Consider the following 17941-nt stretch of genomic DNA (forward strand, 5'->3'; position numbering starts at 1 on the left):
CATACAGGAAGGGACAACCATGACGGGCAATGACGCCAGACTGGCCGCGGCGGCGGCCAACTTCACCACGGACGGCACCGTGGAATCGATCACACGATATGGCGACGGCCATATCAACGCCACCTACCTGGTCACCACCGACACCAACCGGTACATCCTGCAGCGGATGAACGCCGACGTCTTCCCGGACACGGCGGGCCTGATGCGCAACATCGAACTGGTGACCGAATTCCTCGCCCAACGCGGGCAGGAGACGCTCACCATCATCCGCACGCATGACGGCGCGACCTACGCCGACACCGAGTCCGGCGCGTACCGGATGTACGCGTTCATCGAGGACACGATCTCCTACAATCTGGTGACCGACGCCGCGGTGTTCCGCGAGGCCGGCGCCGCATTCGGCGACTTCCAGAACCAGCTCGCCGACTTCGACGCCTCGCAGCTGACCGAAACCATCGCGCACTTTCACGACACCCCGCACCGGTTCGGGGACTTCAAGGAGGCCGTGGCCGCCGACCCGCTGGGCCGTGCGGACCGCTGCCGGGAGGAGATCGCGTTCTTCATGGACCGCGCGGACCAGTACCCGCTCATCGTCGACGACCTGGAGCAGGGCCGCATCCCGCTGCGCGTGACCCACAACGACACCAAACTCAACAACATCCTGATGGACGCCACCACGCACAAGGCCCGGGCGATCATCGACCTGGACACGGTCATGCCCGGCTCGATGCTCTACGACTTCGGCGACTCCATCCGTTTCGGCGCCTCCACGGCGCTGGAGGACGAACGCGACCTGCGCAAGGTCCATTTCAGCACCGACCTGTTCCGCGCCTACGCCGAGGGATTCGTGGGCTGGATGCGCCCGAGCATCACCGACCGCGAGGGCGAGCTGCTGGCGTTCGCCGGCAACATGATGACCATGGAATGCGGCATGCGGTTCCTGGCCGATTACCTCATCGGCGACACCTACTTCGCCATCCGGTACCCCGAACACAACCTGGTGCGCGCCCGCACACAGATCAAACTGGTGCGGGAGATGGAGGAGAAGGCCGGCGAGATCCGGGCCATCGTGGACGACGTGATGTCCGGAGGTGCGCGATGACCGCAGCCAATGGAGAGCCGGCGCTCGACCGGTTCTATGCGGCGCTCGACGCCCTGGTCGACCACGCCCGGAACCATCTGGGACTGGACCCGCGTGACGAGGACTGGGCGCGCAACGGTATTCTGGAACGCTACGGGCTGGCCTCCTACCGTCCCACCGGCGTCGTCTGCGGCGGTAGGGGCGTCGACGAATTGGTGGGCGACCTGCTCTCATGCGGCGTGGAGGCGGGCCTGTTCGGGCCGGAGGAGGCGGGCAGTGAGGCAGACGCCGTCTTGGGCGTGCTGTCGGCCCGTCCCTCGGTGCTGCAGGACCGGTTCCTGACCGTGGAACGCGAGAGGGGCGGCATGGCCGCCATGCGCTGGTTCTACCGGTATTGCGTGGACAACACGTACGTCAAACGCGCCCAGCTGGACGCCAACCCGCGGTTCGACGCGCACGGGCTGGTGATCACGATCAACCTGGCCAAACCCGAGTTCAAGAACATGGCCAAGGCCGCGGCCGGCAACGCCGTGGCCGGAGGATACCCGCAATGCACGATCTGCCATGCCAACGAGGGCTTCGCCGGCCGCAACAAGCGCACACTGCGCACCATGCCGGTCACGCTGGGCGGCGAACCGTGGTTCTGGCAGTTTTCCCCGTACGGGTACTTCACCGAGCACGGCATCTGCGTGAACACCGAACACACACCGATGCATGTGGATCGCGATACCTTCGTGCAGCTGCTCGACTTCGTCGACCGGTTCCCCGGCTACTTCCTCGGATGCAACGCCGCGCTCCCACGCATCGGCGGCTCGGTGCTCGCCCATGACCATTTCCAAGGCGGCGGCGAACTGCTGCCGATGCACAAGGCCCCGGCGTGGGCCACGTTGCGGCTGCCCGCATACCCCGATGCGCTCGTCGAGATCCTGGACTGGCCAGGAACGGCCGTGCGCGTCGTCTCCGCCTCCCGCACGGCGATTATCGAGATCAGCGACCTGATCCGCCGGGCCTGGATCGCCTATGATGACCCGGCGGCGGATATCGCCAGCCATGACGCGGACGGCAACCGGCAATCGGCGCTCTCGCCGAGTGCCATCGCCACCGACCGCGGCTATGAGATGAGCCTGATCTTCCGCAACAACGCGGTCAGCGAGGCGTACCCCGACGGCATCTTCCACGCGCATCCGGAATACTATCCGGTCAAGCAGGAACCCATTGGCCTGATCGAGGCGCAGGGGCTGTTCATCCTGCCCGGCCGGCTGGTCGAACAGCTGCGGACGATCGAGGATGCGCTGGCCGACGGGCATGATCTGCCGGAATCTGTGAGCGAGTTCTCACTGATATGGGAGGAGCTTAACGCGGCGTTGCAAGGTGATCGCAGCCGTGAGGCGATCCGCGCGGCCATCCGTGACGAGCTTGGAAGCGTATGCGAGCGGATCCTCGGCAACACCGCCGTGTTCAAAACCAAGGAACGGACCCTGGAGTTTATGAGGGGTTTGGGGTTTGGTCAGTAAGGGGCGTTCGCACTACCTCGGGGTATGATTTCGGATTCGGCGGAATTCCTGCCTTTGGATTCGTAACCTCGAGGTAGTGCGAAGCCCATCCTCAGACAATCCGCCGATCCGCCGCCCAGCGGGTCAACTCGGTGCGGTTGGACAGCTGCAGCTTGCGCAGTACCGAACTCATATGCGTCTCCACCGTCTTGATGGAGATGAACAGTTCGGAGGCCACCTCCCTGTAGGTGTAGCCGCGGGCGATCAGCCGCATGACCTCCTGCTCTCGCGCCGACAGGCGGTCCAGCTCGTCATCGCGCACGGGGGCGGCGCCCATCGGCGCGCCCTGGAACGCCGAGAGTACGAATCCGGCCAGTTTGGGGGAGAAGACCGCATACCCCTCATGCACCTGGCGGATCGAGGACACCAGATCGTCCGCGGTGATCGTTTTGGTCACGTAGCCGCGTGCCCCGGCGCGAATCACCGCGCCTACATCCTGCGGCGAATCGGACACCGACAGCGCCAGAAACGCCGAACGCGGGGATGTCGGCAGCGACTTCGTCAGGATCTCGGCGCCGCCGCCACCCTCGCCGCCCGGCACATGCACGTCGAGCAGCACCACATCCGGCTGAGTGTCGGCAATCATGGCGATCGAGCCCTCCACATCCGGCGCCTGCCCGACAATGCTGAAATACGGCTGCAACGTGGCGATCACGCCGGCGCGGAACATCTCATGGTCGTCGACCACGGCCACCTTGATCGACCGGTCGGCGGCCGACGTGCTCTCCTCGTAGTTCGGGCTTTCTGCATCACTCATGGCTGCCATCCGTTTCATCGTTGTTCGCTGTGTTGGTGTCGTTGCTGCGGTTCGTCGCGATATCGGCCACCGGCATATGCATCCGCACCTCGGTGCCCCAATGCGGCCGCGACACGATCTCCACCGTACCGCCACGGCGTCTGATGCGGCCGACGATCGACTCGCGGATGCCCAGCCGATCCTCGGGGATGGCGTGCACATCGAATCCGTTGCCGTGGTCGCGGACGAACACCTCCACGGTACCGCCTGAAGCCTCGCAATACACGGAGATCGGCTTGCCGCCGTGCGTGGCCGCGTTGACCAGCGCCTGCCGGGCGGCATCCAGCAGCGCGTCGGTCTGGGCGCTGGGCCGGGCGTCGCCCACCGTCACCACCTCGATCGGCTTGCCATGCTCGTCCTCCACCTCGGCGGCGATCTGCTTCAACCCGGCGTTCACCGAACGCTCCGAGGGGGTACGATCCTGATACAGCCAGTCGCGCAGCTCACGCTCCTGCTGCCGGGCCAGGGAGAACACGGTCTGCGGCTCGTCGGCGTGCATCTGGATCAACGCCAACGTCTGCAACACGCCGTCATGCAGATGGGCGGTCATATCGGCGCGCTCCTCCTCGCGCTCTTTCAACGCGCGCTCGGTGGCGAGCCCTCGGATCAGCGAGCTGACCCACGGCACGATCGCCAGCATCACGCCCACCATGGTGGCCAGCCCCCCTGCGATCAGCACGCGCGGCGACGCCCCGTCGTATCCGGCCGCATTGCCCACGAACACCATATACGCCAGCACGATCAGCGCGATGCCGCCGAGCATGGCCTTGAACTGGCCGTCCTCCTGGTTGAACCACAGCCAGGCGACGGCCAGACCGCCCAAGCCCAATATGACCGGCAGGATATACAGCGAATCGATGCCGGTGGCCGCCATCAGCGCACTGACCGTCAGCAGCACCAAGCCTGCCATGGCCACCAGCGCCGGCTTCGGCGCGCGGGCAAGGGCGGCGGCCAGGCTCTCCGACGAACTGTCGCGCTCGCCGGCCGCTTCGACGTCGGCGTCATCCGCTGATGCCATGCCATACCCGGCGTTGCCGCGGGACAGGGGGGACTCGCGCACGGCACGCAATCGGGCGGTTGCGGCGGCGACCGGATCGCCCACCGGCATCGTCAGCCATAGGAACACATAGACCACAACCCCCGCCCCGAACACGAACGCGGCAGCGGTGAACAGCAGCCGGACCAGCGCCACCGAGACCTGTAGATGCAGGCTGATGCCACGGCATACACCGCACAGCCAGCGCCCCCGCTTCGGGCGCATCAGCGGCAGCGCGGCGGGGCGCAACGGTCGCGGGTCCGCGGGTGTCCGCGGATTATAGGGAATCGAGGAATCGGTCATGCTTCCATTGTGCCCGCGGCGGTGCCGACGCCGAGCGGATTCGGACGATGTTCAGGGAAGGTTCAGGGTGTTCCCGGATACGGTTCGGCTGTTCGGCTTGCTGTAATGGAACCATGAGCGATAATCATGAATCATGGCAGGCATGGCAGGACGAGGCATCCGAGCGTGCCGGTCGCGAACGGCGCCAGGGCCGTTTCTTCCCGTGGGTGCGCGAAAGCGGATTGGTCCGCAGCGCCGAGGAACGATGGATCGGCGGCGTCTGCGGCGGCCTGGGCCGGTATCTGGGGTGGAGCCCGCTGCTGGTGCGGGCGCTGATGATCGGCGCCGCATTCGTGGCCGGCATCGGTGTGGTGTTCTATGCGCTCGCGTGGTTCCTGCTGCCGGATGAACGCGACGGTCGGATTCTGTGCGAGGAGCTCTTGGACGGACACTGGGATTGGTCCTGCCTGGGGGTGCTGTTGGGACTGGTCTGCATGATCTTCTGGCCGCCGGTCTGGCTGTTCGGACTCGCCGCGGGCGCGTTCGCGCTGTGGCTGGTCATCGAACAGGCCGGGCGGCGCAACCTGAGATACGTCGTGGCGCAATGGGCGAACCCGTCATCTCGTCCGCAGCCCGCGTCGGCCCCGCGGCAATCCGCGCCATTCGTACAGCCGCAGCCCGCGCCCTCCACACGGCCGGAGGCGACCGTATGGCCGCAGGCGTCGGCGCGGCAGGATCATCCGGGACAGTCCGAGTCGCCCGCGTCGGTCGGGGTGGAGCCTTCCGTCACGCCTTCGACTATGGGGTCGGGCGATGGTATGCCCGCGGGCGGCGTGGCGACCGGTACGGGGCCGGCTGGTACGGGGTCGACCGGCGGCATGCCCATGGCTGACGCTTCGGCCGACGTTCCGGCAGGCGCGCCGACCGGGGCTGCCCCGGTCTCATCGGCGGCGGTGCCGCCGATGATGACCTCGCCCTATCGCGCCCCGCAGCCGGCCCCCAAGCCGCGTGTCGCCCGTCGCAAGCCGGCGGGGCCGCTGCTGGTGCTGATCGTGACCGGACTGATCTTCCTGTCGTTCGCCTGCATGTTGTTCTCGTGGGCCGACACGCGCGCGGATCTGGAGACGCTGCTCGGCGGGGGCATGATCTGGATTGGCGGCGTCTGCGTGGCGATTGGTCTGATCATCGTGATCCTCGGCTGCATCGGACGCCGGACCGGCGGCCTGCATCCGTTCGTCTGGCTGGCGGCGTTCCTGGCGGTCACTTTGGCGTTCGGCGGACTGGCCTATTCGGTGATGTTCCAGCGGATGATGCGGACGCGCACGGAATACGCCTACGCCGACGGTTCCGGGATGGATCCGGACATTCAGGTACACGGCTTTGACGCCATCGGCTCCGACAAGGCCACCATGCAGCGCCTTGAGGACGGCCTGTGGATGGAAGGCGACAACATCAATGACGTCCTGCACATCGACCTGAGCGACTACGCCGAGGACAACGGCAGCCATGAGGTCACGCTCAACGACGGCACCACCGCCACCTCAAGCTGCCCCGCGGGCACCATCCGGGTGATGTCATACCGCACCAGCGTGGTGATCACGATCCCGGACGGCTGCTCCTGGCAGCTGACCGGCGATTCGTTCTGGTATGACGGCAATGATTCCTTCGGCAGTCTGTGGGCGGCCGCAACATCGCCGTGGAATATGGTCGGGATATACCTGCCGAGCACCGTGAACGGGCAGTGGCTGGGTGCTGCCACAACAAGCGCGCCCTGGCTGGACGCGGACTATGACGGCGAACCCCTGTACTGGCCATTCGATCAGGGCAATCCCAAGGCTGTGGCGTCCCCGGAACTGCTTATCGACGTCGACGCGGCCGTGATGGGACAGGTCGTGGTGCAGTACGACTACCAGAACAGCCTGCCCACCTATCAGGAGTGGGCGGACAAGACCACGGAGAACGACCATGAGTGACGAGACCCGCAACGAATCCGAAACCCAGGTCATCCCGCAGACGGATGACGCGGTCACCCAGGCCATGCCGATGGCGGAGACCCGCGAACTGCCGGAAACTGCCGCCCCCACGCAGGCGATTCCGGTGGATTCCGTCTCACCGGAACCGGAGCCTGCCACAATGCCGCAGCAGGTGCCGCTGTACAGCACCGCGCCGCCAACGCAGACCGCCGCCGGCGGCGCCCCGACCGCGCCCGCCTACGTGCAGGTGCCGGTGGAGGCCCACCGTGAGCGTCCGGTGATTCGCAAAACCGGTCCCAGCGCGGCCACCATCGTACTCGGCGTGCTGCTGGTCCTGATCGGCGCGATGGTCCTGGCGTTCGGCATCGGCTTCCCGATGACGGCGCTGCCCGGTCTCGGCGCGGATCCGCGCGCCATCATGGCGATCGTCTGCGGCATCGTCGGGGGCGTCCTGATCGTCGTCGCCATCATATGGGCGGTGGCGCGGATCATCGGCTCGATGCGGCACAAGGATGACGAACCGAGGGAATGACCCCTACGCGGCCTGGGCGGCTTCGGCCTCGGTAAGATCGGCGAACCCGCCCAGGCGCACGGTATTGGCCACCGTCTGCTCGGTCAGGTTGCGGCCGGCGGCCTGCAGGTTCTCCACCATCGCCTCGTACAGGGCCATCGTGCGGTCGGAGTACGTGCCCAGTTCGCCGCGCAGATAGGTTTCGAATGACGTATCCTCCAGCGTGTCCTCGGCCGTGGTCAGCACCCGCATCGCAGCGCCCAGTTTCGGGTAACGCCCGCGGAAATCGCGCGCCCACGCCACCTGCACGTCGATCACCCGCTCCTGCCGGGCAATGCGCTCGTCGGACAGGCGGGGGATGAACGGCTCGATGCGCTCGCGGTACTCGTCGGGCGCGGTGGAGGCCATCATCCGGGCGTATTTCTCGGTCACCAGATTGCGGCCGACCCGGTTCGCCTCATCCAGATCATCGAGATAGCTGCGCAGCAGATCCTCGGGCCAGGTCATGAACTGGCTGGCCCGCATCTGATGGAACATCGGCCAATTGCCCTGGCAGGAGGCGCGGCCACCCTCGTTCTCGGTGCGTTGGAACTGGTCCCATTCGCGACGGATGACCTCTTCGACAAGATCCATGACTGCTCCTTTCCGTACGGATTCCATTGTGGGTGCGCCACAGGCTGCGGCGGCCCGCCACAAGCCTGCTACAGGCTCACCAGGCAGGCGTCCCGGTGCTCGATATGCTCCTCCACATAGGGGCGCTGCCATTCCAGGAACGTCTCATCGGAGTCGGTCAGCCCCTCGCGCCTGAGCTCGGCCACGATCTCGGCGCAGATCGATTCCACAACCGAGACGACCTGCTCCGCGGCCGGGGCGGCACCCTTACCGCCCTCGCCGAACCCGACGCCGCCGAAACACGCCGCCGACGCCAGTCGCAGGACATCCTCCAACTGCGCGCACACGTCCGGCAGGCGGGCGGCCATGCGGCGCGAGAGGCGGCGCAGCGCGGCGAACCGCCACTTGTAGTACGGCATGTACCCGGCGGAAACCGGCGTGTTGATCAGGAACACCAGGGATGCCACGGCCTCGGCGAACTCGTTGATCGCGCACCAGGCGGCCGCGCCATCGCCCCGATGCAGCATCCGCGGCAGGTTGTACTGGCCCGCCTGCGCGATCATCCCCAGGCGCCGGGAGATCAGCGAGAGGCGCACATCCTCCGGCATGAGCTTGAAACCCTGGCGCGTTTTGGAGAACGCGCCCAACGGATCGGCGAACACCTCGCCGTTCGTGGCCGCGGCCAATGTGGGCTCGTCCAGCATCAGCCACTCGTGTGGCCTATCAGCGGGCGGGGCCTGGCGGTAGCCGGTGATCGACTCGAAGAAATCGCCGATGCGGAACACGCCGACGCGGCGGCCGGCACCCTGCGCGCGGGCGGTCTGGGATTTCGGACCGAAACCCATGAACGTGTCCGGCAGCGACTCGTAATCGGCCTGCAGCCGCTCGCCGATCGCCGCATAATCCTCGTCGGTCAGCCACAGGCAGAAGCCGGGGCCGAAGTCGTGATCGTGGGAGAGCTCGTTGTCGAAGCCGTAGCATTCCGAACCGTGCCCCACCAGGCCGGCGGCGATGCGGCCCTGATACTCGGGATAGCGTTCGGCGATCAGCGGTTTGCCGAACTCCTGCCAGTAGGCGCGGGCCAGCTTGAGTCCGGGGATGGTGTGCGCCGGCGTGTTGTCTGACTGCACGGTGCCTGATGACGCGGCGGCATCGGGCGTGGCGGTGCCGGGCGTGGCGATAACGCCGGAGAGTTCGCTTTCGGCGGCCTTCTCCTGCGCCTGGACCAGATTGGCCGCGGTGATGCGGTAGTAGTCGTTGTCCCGGCCGTAGTTCTCCTCGATCACCGACAGGGCCTGACGGTAGCGCCGGACGGCCTTATCGGCGTGTCCGGCGGCCAGGCACACCTGGGCGTAACCGGCCAGAGCCGAGGCATAATGGCCGGCATGCTCCTGGCCGGCGGTGCGGTAGATATTCAGGGATTGCCGGGCGTGGCGCATCGCCTCGTCAAGGTGCGCGGCGGCGGGGGTGCTGTTGTCGGTTGGGGAGTCCGGGGACGTGGCAGGCGGCGTCATGCGATTGGACGGTGCCCCGGCATGCTCGGTCTCGCCGGAGGACCCCGTGTGCCGTTCGTCCGCGGGCAGTTCGAGCAGGATTAGCGCGATGTTCGTATGCGTGGCGGCGATGTCGATGTCGTTCGACGGGTCCACGCTGGCGGCTTCCAGCACCCGCAGCGCCGCCTCCAGTTCGTGCAGGGCCTGTTCGGGGCGGCCGGTCTCGCTGTAGAGCATGGACAGGTTGTTGTGCAGGGCCGCCGTGCGCCGGTCAGTGGGGGAGAGCGTGGTCTTGGCCGAGTCGATGGCCTGGCGGTACAGGTCCTCGGCCTGGTCGTATCGGCCCGCGGCCCGCATGCTGGTGGCCGCGTTGATCAGCGTGGTGGTCCAGGCTTCGGTGCCTTCCAGCCGCATACGCAACGCCAGTTCGATGGACCGCTGCACAATCCACTGGTTGTCCTCATGCCGGCCCTGCGAGCGGTAGAACCCCATCGTCTCATTGAGCACGGTGAGCAGCCCGGCGTCATCCCCCGCGTTCTCCGCATCATCCATGGCCTGCAGCAGATACGGTTCGGCCTTGGTCGCGCCTTCATGCGCCTCGAAGATCGCGTCCAGCCCTGTGAGGAAGGCCTCGGCGTCAAACGTGGCGGCAGCGGAGCTGGAATTCATATTGTCCGAATCGGCCGATTCGTGTGAATCGGCGGCTTGTGCATCGTTGCAATCGGACGATTCCCCCGATTCGGACAAGTTGGGTGTGGCGGAGACACCCGCGTCGTTATGTTCACCTTCGCCTGCGGCCCACGCGGCCAACGCCGCCTGCAACGTGTCGTTATCCATCATCGCTCCTTGCCCGATATGGGTACTGACACCAGTGTACGGTCGGCGGCGGCTTCAGCGGGCGGATTTCGCGTTCAGTGGGCGGGTGCCTGCCGGGCATGCCGACGGATAACGGCGATATATCAAGGCGGCCTGTGACGGAGGTCCGCCACAGGCCGCCCACTGAAGGTCTAACCCGCCCACTGAATCATCGTGATTGTTCAGTGGAGGCTGCGTTGCCTTCATACCGGCGCGAGAACAGCGCCAGCAGCGCCACGGCGATCACCGCCAACGGCAGACCACCGAGTGCGGGATAGTGGTAGTCCATGCCGGAGACGGTCAGCATGGCGCCGCCGATGATCGAGCCGACCGCGTTACCGAAGTTGAATGCCACCTGCACGGTGGCACCACCGAGCAGCTCGCCGCCGCCCTTGCCGGCCTCCGCCATCAGCAACTGCTGCGGCGAGGAAACGAAGAACAACCCGAACGCAATCCAGAAGGTCAGGATGGCGCAGATCACCGGGGAACCCGGAACAAGGAACACGAACAGCAGACCGATGCCGGAGATCGCCTGCCCGAGCGCGGCGGTACCCGCATGACGCCAACGGTCGCAGATGCGGCCGCCGACCAGGCCGCCGACCACCATGCCGAAGCCCGCGAGCATCATCAGCAGCGGCACCACGCCCGACGCGTAACCGCCCACTTCGGTCAGCCACGGCGATACATAGCTCCACCAGCAGAAAATGCCGGCATTGCCGGTGAATACGGCGATCAGCACCATCCACGGGCCGGGCTTTCTGAGGAAACGGAACTGGCCGGCCAGGCCCGCATCCTTGATCGGATCGACGCGCGGCACCCACGCCAGCACCAGCACAACCGTCGTGGCGGCCCATGCCGCCAGAATGCCGAAGGCCAGACGCCAGGACATGAATTCGGCCATCATCGTGCCCGCCGGCACACCGAGCATATTCGCCACGGTCTGACCGGTCACCATCATCGAGACGGCCTGCGCCTCCTTGCCCTTGTCGGCCAGGGTCTTGGCGATCAGCGTGGCGGTGCCGAAGAACGCGCCATGCGGCAGCCCGGAGATGAAGCGTCCCACGATGAGCATCGGCGAGTTCAGCGCCACGGCGCTCAGCAGGTTGCCGACCAGCGTGATCGCCATGAACAGCAGGATGAGCTTCTTCGGCGGCACGCGGCGGCCGAAGACCAGCATCAGCGTGCCGACGCACACGCCGATGGCATAGGAGGAGATGTAGTTGCCCGCGGTCGGGATGTCGACGCCCATCGCCGCGGCGGCCTGGGGCAGGATGCCCATCATCACGAATTCCGCGGCGCCGAGCACGAACGCGCCCGAGGCCAGGGCCAGGATGCTTCTTTTCATAGTGGTTTCCTTGACATTGCCGTAATCATGGAAAAAGGGAACCACCGTAACCAGTGGTTCCCTTTGAGTTGTCGGGCTGGCGGGATTTGAACCCGCGGCCTCTTCGTCCCGAACGAAGCGCGCTACCAAGCTGCGCTACAGCCCGTTTTGGCAACGCAGAAGATAATACAACGAAACCGGGGACAAATGCAACCGGCGTGTCTTACGGCGTGTATCGGCGTCTCGGTACACTGGACGCTTATGTGTGACATGACTGAAAACGTTGAGAATCAGAACGAGGAAGAGGCCGTTGCTCCCGCAATGACCACCATCGAACGCGCCGAGATGCTGATGGCGCAGGACGCCGCCATCGCCGCGCGCGTGGATGAGGGCGCGACGCTGGACGAGGCCGTGGACCCGGGCAACAAGGAGTTCGGTCCGCTGGCGCACCCCGAGCAGGTGCAGATGCGCGTGGCCAAGCGTGCGATGATGATCAAGGACGGCATCAACCCGTACCCGGTCGAGGTGGGCGTGACCCACACCATCGAACAGGTGCGCGCCGACTACGACGGCAAGCTGGAGGCCGGCCAGGAGACCGAGGACGTGGTCGGCATCGCCGGCCGCGTGCTGTTCTTGCGCAATGCGGGCGGCCTGTGCTTCGTGCAGCTGTCCGCCGGCGACGGCACCACCATCCAGGGCATGATCTCCAAGAAGGAGATCGGCGCGGATTCGCTGAAGCAGTTCAAGCAGCTGGTGGATCTGGGTGACCATCTGTTCATCAAGGGCCGCGTCATCGCCTCCAAGACCGGCGAGCTGTCCGTGTTCGCTTCCGAGTGGGCCATCGCCGCCAAGGCGCTGCAGCCGCTGCCCGCCCTGCACAAGGAGCTCAACGACGACACGCGTACGCGCAAGCCGTACCTCGGCATGATCGCCGACGAGCGCATCCGCAACATGGTGCGCAACCGTTCCAAGGCCGTGGCCTCGCTACGCCGCACCTTCGACAACCATGACTTCATCGAGGTCGAAACCCCGATGCTGCAGACCGTGCATGGCGGCGCCGCGGCCCGCCCGTTCACCACGCATATGAACGCCTTCGACATCGACCTGTTCATGCGCATCGCCCCGGAGCTGTTCCTCAAGCGTTGCCTGGTCGGCGGCATCGACCGCGTCTTCGAGATCAACCGCGACTTCCGCAACGAGGGCGTCGACGCCACGCACGCCCCCGAGTTCACGATGGTGGAGGCCTACCAGGCCTACGGCAACTACGACACCATCGGTCAGCTGACCAAGGAGCTCGTGCAGCAGACCGCCATGGACGTGTTCGGCTCGCTGAAGGTCACGCTGCTGGACGGCACCGAATACGACTTCGGCGGCGAATGGAAGACCATCAGCATGTACGAGTCGCTCTCCGAAGCCCTCGGCGAGGAGATCATCCCGAACGGCGGCCCGGACGCCCCCGGCACCAGCGTGGAACACCTCGGCGCCATCGCCGACAAGCTCGGCGTGGAGCGCGACGACGTGGAGAACCACGGCAAGCTCGTCGAACACCTGTGGGAGCACTTCTACGAGGACAAGCTCTACGAGCCGGTGTTCGTACGCGACTTCCCGGTCGAGACCTCGCCGCTGGTCAAGTCGCACCGCACCAAGCCCGGCGTGGTGGAGAAGTGGGATCTGTACGTGCGCGGCTTCGAGCTGGCCACCGGCTACTCCGAACTCAACGATCCGGTCGTGCAGCGCGAACGCTTCGTGGCCCAGGCCAAGGATGCGCTCGCCGGCGACGCCGAGGCGATGGACATCGACGAGGACTTCCTTGAGGCCCTGGGCGTGGGCATGCCCCCGGCCGGTGGCATGGGCATGGGCATCGACCGTCTGCTCATCGCCCTGACCGGTGCCACGATCCGCGAGACCATCACCTTCCCGCTGGTCAAGCCGCTTAACCTGCAGTAGGAACGGCGGACTTCGCGGCCGCATCGCCGTGATGGTGCTCTCAACCCCCGCGGTTGCGCCATAGACATTGATTCGGGCCTTCCCGTCCCATGCGGACGGGAAGGCCTTGTTGTTGATTAGGTCCCCTGTCATGGACTCATTCGCGCCGCAAGTCGTCGGTCACGTGCCGGCCGTCGGCACGGGTCGCAGGGCCCCGACGCCGGCGATATCCATCCTCTGCGAGACCATGGCGGTATGGGAATCGCGATCTGGTTGAAGGGGATGCGGCCGCAGACGCTGCCGGCCAGCGTGGCGCCGGTGGTCATCGGCGCGACCGCGGCATGGGCTTCCGTCCGACAGTTCGGCGTATGCGTACTGACCTACCCCGCGCCGGAATCCTGCGCAATCAATCGTGCCGCGCAAACCACGCTGGAATCGCGGTTCTGGCCGCTGGCGATCCTGTGCGTGCTGGTCGCCCTGTTCCTGCAGATCGCCGTCAACTTTGCCAACGACTACTCAGACGGCGTCCGCGGCACGGACGCGGGACGCGGGGTGGCATCGTCCGCGCCGCCCGCGTCGCCGACATCGTCCTCGTCGGCTGTACCGACCGGCACCCCGCCCGTAGCGGTCGTCGCCTCGGGCATGCACGACGGCGACGCGGCGACCTCCATCCATGCCCCCGCGCGTCTGGTCGCCTCCGGTGTGCCGCCGAAACGGGTGTTGGCGGCGGCCGGCGTGGCGGCGGCACTTGCCTGCCTGTGCGGTCTGGCGATTATCGCGATCACCGGATACTGGTGGCTGCTGATCATCGGCGTGTGCTGCTTGCTGGCCGGCTGGTGCTACACCGGCGGTCGACATCCGTACGGATACGCCGGCCTGGGTGAGGTGTTCGTCTTCGTGTTCTTCGGCCTGGTGGCGGTGCTGGGGACCCAGTTCGTGCTGCGCGGAACCGTCACCGCGACGGGGGTGCTGGGCGCGGTGCAGGCCGGCCTGCTCTCCTGCGTGCTGCTGATGGTCAATAATCTGCGCGACATTGATTCGGACCGCGTGCATGGCAAACGTACGTTGGCGGTGCGGCTGGGGGAGCGGCGCGCGCGTATCCTGGCGGTGGCGGCGTACACCGTCGCGTTCGTTCCCGTGGCGGTGTTGGCGTTGTCGCCGCTCGTGCTGTCCGCGTTGAGTCTGGTGGGATTGCCGTGCTGGTGGCGGACGAGTTCATGGGTGGGCGTCAACGCATCAGGTGAGCAGGAATCCGGGTCGTCCGGGGGATGGGCGTGCGCGTTGCCATCGCCGCCCGACACCTTGACATGGGCGGTGGCGGCGTACGGCGTTGTCTGTCTGGCGATTGCGGCCCTGACCATCCGTGCGATGCTGCGGCGCGACCATGCCCGTGCGCTGCCGTTGGTCGGTTTGTCGCTACTGGTATGCGCCGTGGGATACGTTGGCCTAGCGGCGATCTGAGTCTCCGCCCCGCGATTCCGCGTCATCCCCCAGCCTATAATCCGTGGTATCGAGGGAAGGGGGATTCCATGCGGCGTTCGTATACGGTGTGGCCGTGGCTGTCCGCATCTGCCGTCATCGCGGTGCTGATCGGTGCCGGTACGTCGTTCGCACCGTTGTATCTGGACAATTGGGGAGGGGATGCCCGCCACTACATGTGCCCGATGATTGGCGGTCATAATGTCGATGATCCCCGTGTGGATGCGGGGCTGTGCGTCACCCCTCTGGCATGGTTCGTCATCGTCTCGGCGCTGTGCCTGCTGCTGGCCGTGGTGTTCGCCGTGTATTGCGAGATGGCGGCGCATTTGGACGTCGCCGGTGGACTGCATGCGGGCGGCGTGATGATGCGTTCGGCGCGTCGTGCGCGGAACGCGATGTTGTGGACGCTGCCGGCGTTCCTGGTAGTGGGGCTCGCTCTGGGGGTGTTGGCCGGGGCGGCGTGGCTGCCGCTGGTATGGCTCGTGGCGTTCTTTGTGGTGTGGCTGCAGGCGGGGTGGCATGTCTGCGATCGGATCGGGCTGCGGTTGACGACGCGGACGGCGAACGACACGTTGGCCGCAATCTGGGGGTTCGGCGTCGCACTGACCACCCATGCGCTGGTCTGTTATCACGTGACGTTCATCGGCGGCATACGTGGTGCGGCGCTGTCCGCCTGCTGCTCGTGGGCGATCGCCTCGGTGTCCTATGACGGTGACGCCGTGGGGGAGGCGGCTGCCGCGGACCGTCGCATCGCCACGGCGCGGGGCGTCATCGCATCCATCATTCAATGGGTGATGGTGTACAACGCGGTCTGGCCACGCGGCGAATCCGCCTCGAACCAGACGACGGCCACCTGGTTATGCCCCCAGTTCTCGGTGACCGCCTCCGGCGTGCGTATCAGCAGCTGCTCGCCCGAGGGATTGAGACCGTTGCTGTCATTGGTGGGACTGGTATTGATGGTTGCGACGTTGCTGGTGAGCGTCTGCGCGGCGATGGCCTGCCATTTCGGGAGGCGATCGGTGTCCCGGGGGCTGTACGCCGTGGCGGGGTTATGCGCGGCTTCGGCGTTCGTCATCGGCACCGTTGTGGCTTGATTGTCGGTCCGGCTGCGGCGCAACGCCGAACCGGTTCCATAATCCGGTTCGAGATGCACCGTATCGTCGGGTTTGTCGCGTAAACTGGGTGCATGTCTTACAAACTAGTACTGCTCCGTCATGGACAGAGCGCATGGAACAAAACCAATCAGTTCACCGGCTGGGTCGACGTCCCGCTGACCGAGCAGGGTGTCGAGGAAGCCAAGCGCGGCGGCCAGCTGCTCAAGGAGAAGAACGTCCTGCCGGACATCGTCTTCACCTCGCTGCTGCGTCGTGCCATCAACACCGCCAACATCGCCCTTGACGAGGCCGATCGTCTGTGGATCCCCGTCAAGCGCAACTGGCGTCTCAACGAGCGTCACTACGGCGCTCTGCAGGGCAAGAACAAGACCGAGATCCGCGAGGAGTACGGCGACGAGAAGTTCATGATCTGGCGCCGCTCCTATGCCACCCCGCCGCCGGAGATCGATCCGAACGACCAGTACGCCCAGAACAACGATCCGCGTTACGCCGGCGACCCGGTCCCGGAGACCGAGGCCCTGGCCAACGTGGTCGAGCGTGTGACCCCGTACTGGGAGTCGGAGATCATCCCGGAGCTCAAGGCCGGCAAGACCGTCCTGATCGCCGCCCACGGCAACTCGCTGCGTGCCATCGTCAAGATGCTCGACGGCCTGTCGGAGGAGGAGATCGCCAAGGTCAACATCCCGACCGCCATTCCGCTGCTGTACGAGCTGGATGAGAACTTCAAGCCGATCAAGCCGCGTGGCGAGTACCTGGATCCGGAGGCTGCCGCCGCCGGTGCCGCCGCCGTCGCCGCCCAGGGCCAGAAGTGACACGTTAAGCTTAGCTGCTGTTCAATAGGGGTTGCACGAAATCTCGTGCAACCCCTTTGTCGTATTCCGTACTGTCCCCTCCCTGTTCCCTACACCCCGCAGCCTTGGCCCCGATCTCAACAACACGCCCGGCCTGTGCGGACTCTGACACTTTTGTGACTGTGACGCAAGTTCAAAACCTTGATATTTCAACGTTTTGTGGAATGTGCCAGAGTCACGATGTATCAGAGTCCGCAGAGGCCGGGCGTGTTGCAGGACCACAGCGTGGACTACGTAGTCGGGTATGAAAAACCGCCGGGTGGATAACCACTCGGCGGTTGCGCTATGACTCGCGTTCGGCAACGCGTTGGCGACTAATGATTAATAGACGCTGCCGTCCTCGTCGCGGGACGGCTCCTTGGACGGATCGAAGCCGGAGACGATGAAGACCACGCGGCGGGCGGCCGACACGGCATGGTCGCCGAGGCGCTCCATGTAGCGGCCCAGCAGCACCAGGTCGATGAGCTGCTGCTTGGTGCCCTGCCACTCGTCGGAGAGCATCAGATCGAAGGTCTTCTGGTGCAGCGCATCGAGCTTGTCGTCATCCACGATCACCTGCTCGGCGATGGCGGTGTTGCGGTCCTGCAGCATGGCGACCATGCGATCGGCGGTCATGGTCAGGAATTCCTGCATCTCGGTGAACAGCTGCTTGGCGTCGTCGGTCAGCGGGGACTGCGGGTAGGTGCGGCGTGCGGTTTCCGCGATATGGCGGGCCAGGTCACCCATGCGCTCGAACGTGGCGGCCAGTCGCAGCGTGGAGACGACCACGCGCAGATCGGTGGCCACCGGGTTCTGCTTGGCCAGCAGCTTCACGCACTGGTCGATGACGCTCGACTCGAGCGCATCGATCTCGATATCGCCGTCGATGACGGCCTGGGCGGCTTCAAGATCCGAGTTCAGCAGCGCGTTGCCCGCGCCGTTGATCGCCTTGCGCACATCCTGCACCATGCGATCGAGGTCATCGGCAACGGCCTTGAGCTCCTCGTCGAAAATAACGCGCATTGTTCATGCCTTTCGTGGGTAGTGCTGTACAACCTCAACCAGTGTAATATTT

The 17941-nt window shown here is 65.8% G+C and carries 14 protein-coding genes and 1 tRNA gene; 8 read left to right on the plus strand and 7 right to left on the minus strand.

All coding sequences use genetic code 11. The features are described from left to right. Positions 1-19: 19 nt before the first annotated feature. Both B4C31_RS07855 and B4C31_RS07860 read left to right on the plus strand, forming a co-directional pair. Positions 20-1102 carry a phosphotransferase enzyme family protein gene (locus tag B4C31_RS07855; protein WP_291532017.1) on the plus strand — a complete coding sequence of 361 codons (1083 nt, stop codon included), beginning with the start codon at positions 20-22 and terminating at the stop codon, positions 1100-1102. Then, positions 1099-2595 carry a galactose-1-phosphate uridylyltransferase gene (locus tag B4C31_RS07860; protein WP_291532018.1) on the plus strand — a complete coding sequence of 499 codons (1497 nt, stop codon included), beginning with the start codon at positions 1099-1101 and terminating at the stop codon, positions 2593-2595. Before B4C31_RS07855 ends, B4C31_RS07860 begins: the two co-directional genes overlap by 4 nt. A 91-nt stretch (positions 2596-2686) precedes the next feature. On the opposite strand, the gene B4C31_RS07865 is transcribed toward B4C31_RS07860, so the two are convergent. Both B4C31_RS07865 and B4C31_RS07870 read right to left on the minus strand, forming a co-directional pair. Beyond that, entirely contained in the window at positions 2687-3391 is a 705-nt protein-coding gene (locus tag B4C31_RS07865) for a LuxR C-terminal-related transcriptional regulator (RefSeq protein ID WP_291532030.1), read from the minus strand. Beyond that, positions 3384-4769 carry an ATP-binding protein gene (locus tag B4C31_RS07870; protein ID WP_291532019.1) on the minus strand — a complete coding sequence of 462 codons (1386 nt, stop codon included), beginning with the start codon at positions 4767-4769 and terminating at the stop codon, positions 3384-3386. Before B4C31_RS07870 ends, B4C31_RS07865 begins: the two co-directional genes overlap by 8 nt. A gap of 113 nt (positions 4770-4882) precedes the next feature. Here B4C31_RS07870 and B4C31_RS07875 point away from each other — a divergent pair, with 113 nt between their 5' ends. Both B4C31_RS07875 and B4C31_RS07880 read left to right on the plus strand, forming a co-directional pair. Continuing rightward, the gene (locus tag B4C31_RS07875) at positions 4883-6721 is read left to right on the plus strand and encodes a PspC domain-containing protein (protein ID WP_291532020.1); all 1839 of its coding nucleotides are present in this window, start codon (positions 4883-4885) and stop codon (positions 6719-6721) included. After that, positions 6714-7253, plus strand: a complete 540-nt coding sequence (locus tag B4C31_RS07880) for a hypothetical protein (RefSeq protein ID WP_291532021.1) — start codon at positions 6714-6716, stop codon at positions 7251-7253. Before B4C31_RS07875 ends, B4C31_RS07880 begins: the two co-directional genes overlap by 8 nt. A 3-nt stretch (positions 7254-7256) precedes the next feature. Here the strand turns inward: B4C31_RS07880 and B4C31_RS07885 are convergent, their stop codons facing one another. The 4 genes from B4C31_RS07885 to B4C31_RS07900 form a co-directional block, all read right to left on the minus strand. Further along, entirely contained in the window at positions 7257-7865 is a 609-nt protein-coding gene (locus B4C31_RS07885; protein WP_291532022.1) for a DUF4125 family protein, read from the minus strand. A gap of 68 nt (positions 7866-7933) precedes the next feature. Further along, complete coding sequence (locus B4C31_RS07890) at positions 7934-10174, minus strand: DUF4037 domain-containing protein (protein WP_414631860.1); 2241 nt, start codon at positions 10172-10174, stop codon at positions 7934-7936. A 187-nt stretch (positions 10175-10361) separates the two neighbouring features. Next, the gene (locus B4C31_RS07895) at positions 10362-11537 is read right to left on the minus strand and encodes an MFS transporter (protein ID WP_291532023.1); all 1176 of its coding nucleotides are present in this window, start codon (positions 11535-11537) and stop codon (positions 10362-10364) included. A gap of 71 nt (positions 11538-11608) precedes the next feature. Next, a tRNA-Pro gene (locus B4C31_RS07900) sits at positions 11609-11682 on the minus strand. Positions 11683-11786: 104 nt separating this feature from the next. Here B4C31_RS07900 and lysS point away from each other — a divergent pair. The 4 genes from lysS to B4C31_RS07920 all read left to right on the plus strand — a co-directional run bounded on the left by lysS (position 11787) and on the right by B4C31_RS07920 (position 16848). Then, positions 11787-13463, plus strand: coding sequence for a lysine--tRNA ligase (gene lysS / locus B4C31_RS07905; RefSeq protein ID WP_394295744.1), 1677 nt, complete (start codon positions 11787-11789; stop codon positions 13461-13463). A gap of 261 nt (positions 13464-13724) precedes the next feature. Then, positions 13725-14903, plus strand: coding sequence for a 1,4-dihydroxy-2-naphthoate octaprenyltransferase (gene menA / locus B4C31_RS07910; protein ID WP_414631861.1), 1179 nt, complete (start codon positions 13725-13727; stop codon positions 14901-14903). Positions 14904-14971: 68 nt separating this feature from the next. Beyond that, the gene (locus tag B4C31_RS07915; protein WP_291532025.1) at positions 14972-16015 is read left to right on the plus strand and encodes a hypothetical protein; all 1044 of its coding nucleotides are present in this window, start codon (positions 14972-14974) and stop codon (positions 16013-16015) included. Between the two features lie 92 nt (positions 16016-16107). Then, complete coding sequence (locus B4C31_RS07920) at positions 16108-16848, plus strand: phosphoglyceromutase (protein WP_033505175.1); 741 nt, start codon at positions 16108-16110, stop codon at positions 16846-16848. Between the two features lie 360 nt (positions 16849-17208). On the opposite strand, the gene phoU is transcribed toward B4C31_RS07920, so the two are convergent. Continuing rightward, on the minus strand, positions 17209-17889 hold the full coding sequence (gene phoU / locus B4C31_RS07925) for a phosphate signaling complex protein PhoU (protein WP_033505174.1): 681 nt from the start codon (positions 17887-17889) through the stop codon (positions 17209-17211). Positions 17890-17941 lie beyond the last annotated feature (52 nt).

The organism is Bifidobacterium sp. UBA4282 (assembly GCF_002394995.1).
Taxonomy (GTDB): domain Bacteria; phylum Actinomycetota; class Actinomycetes; order Actinomycetales; family Bifidobacteriaceae; genus Bifidobacterium; species Bifidobacterium pullorum_B.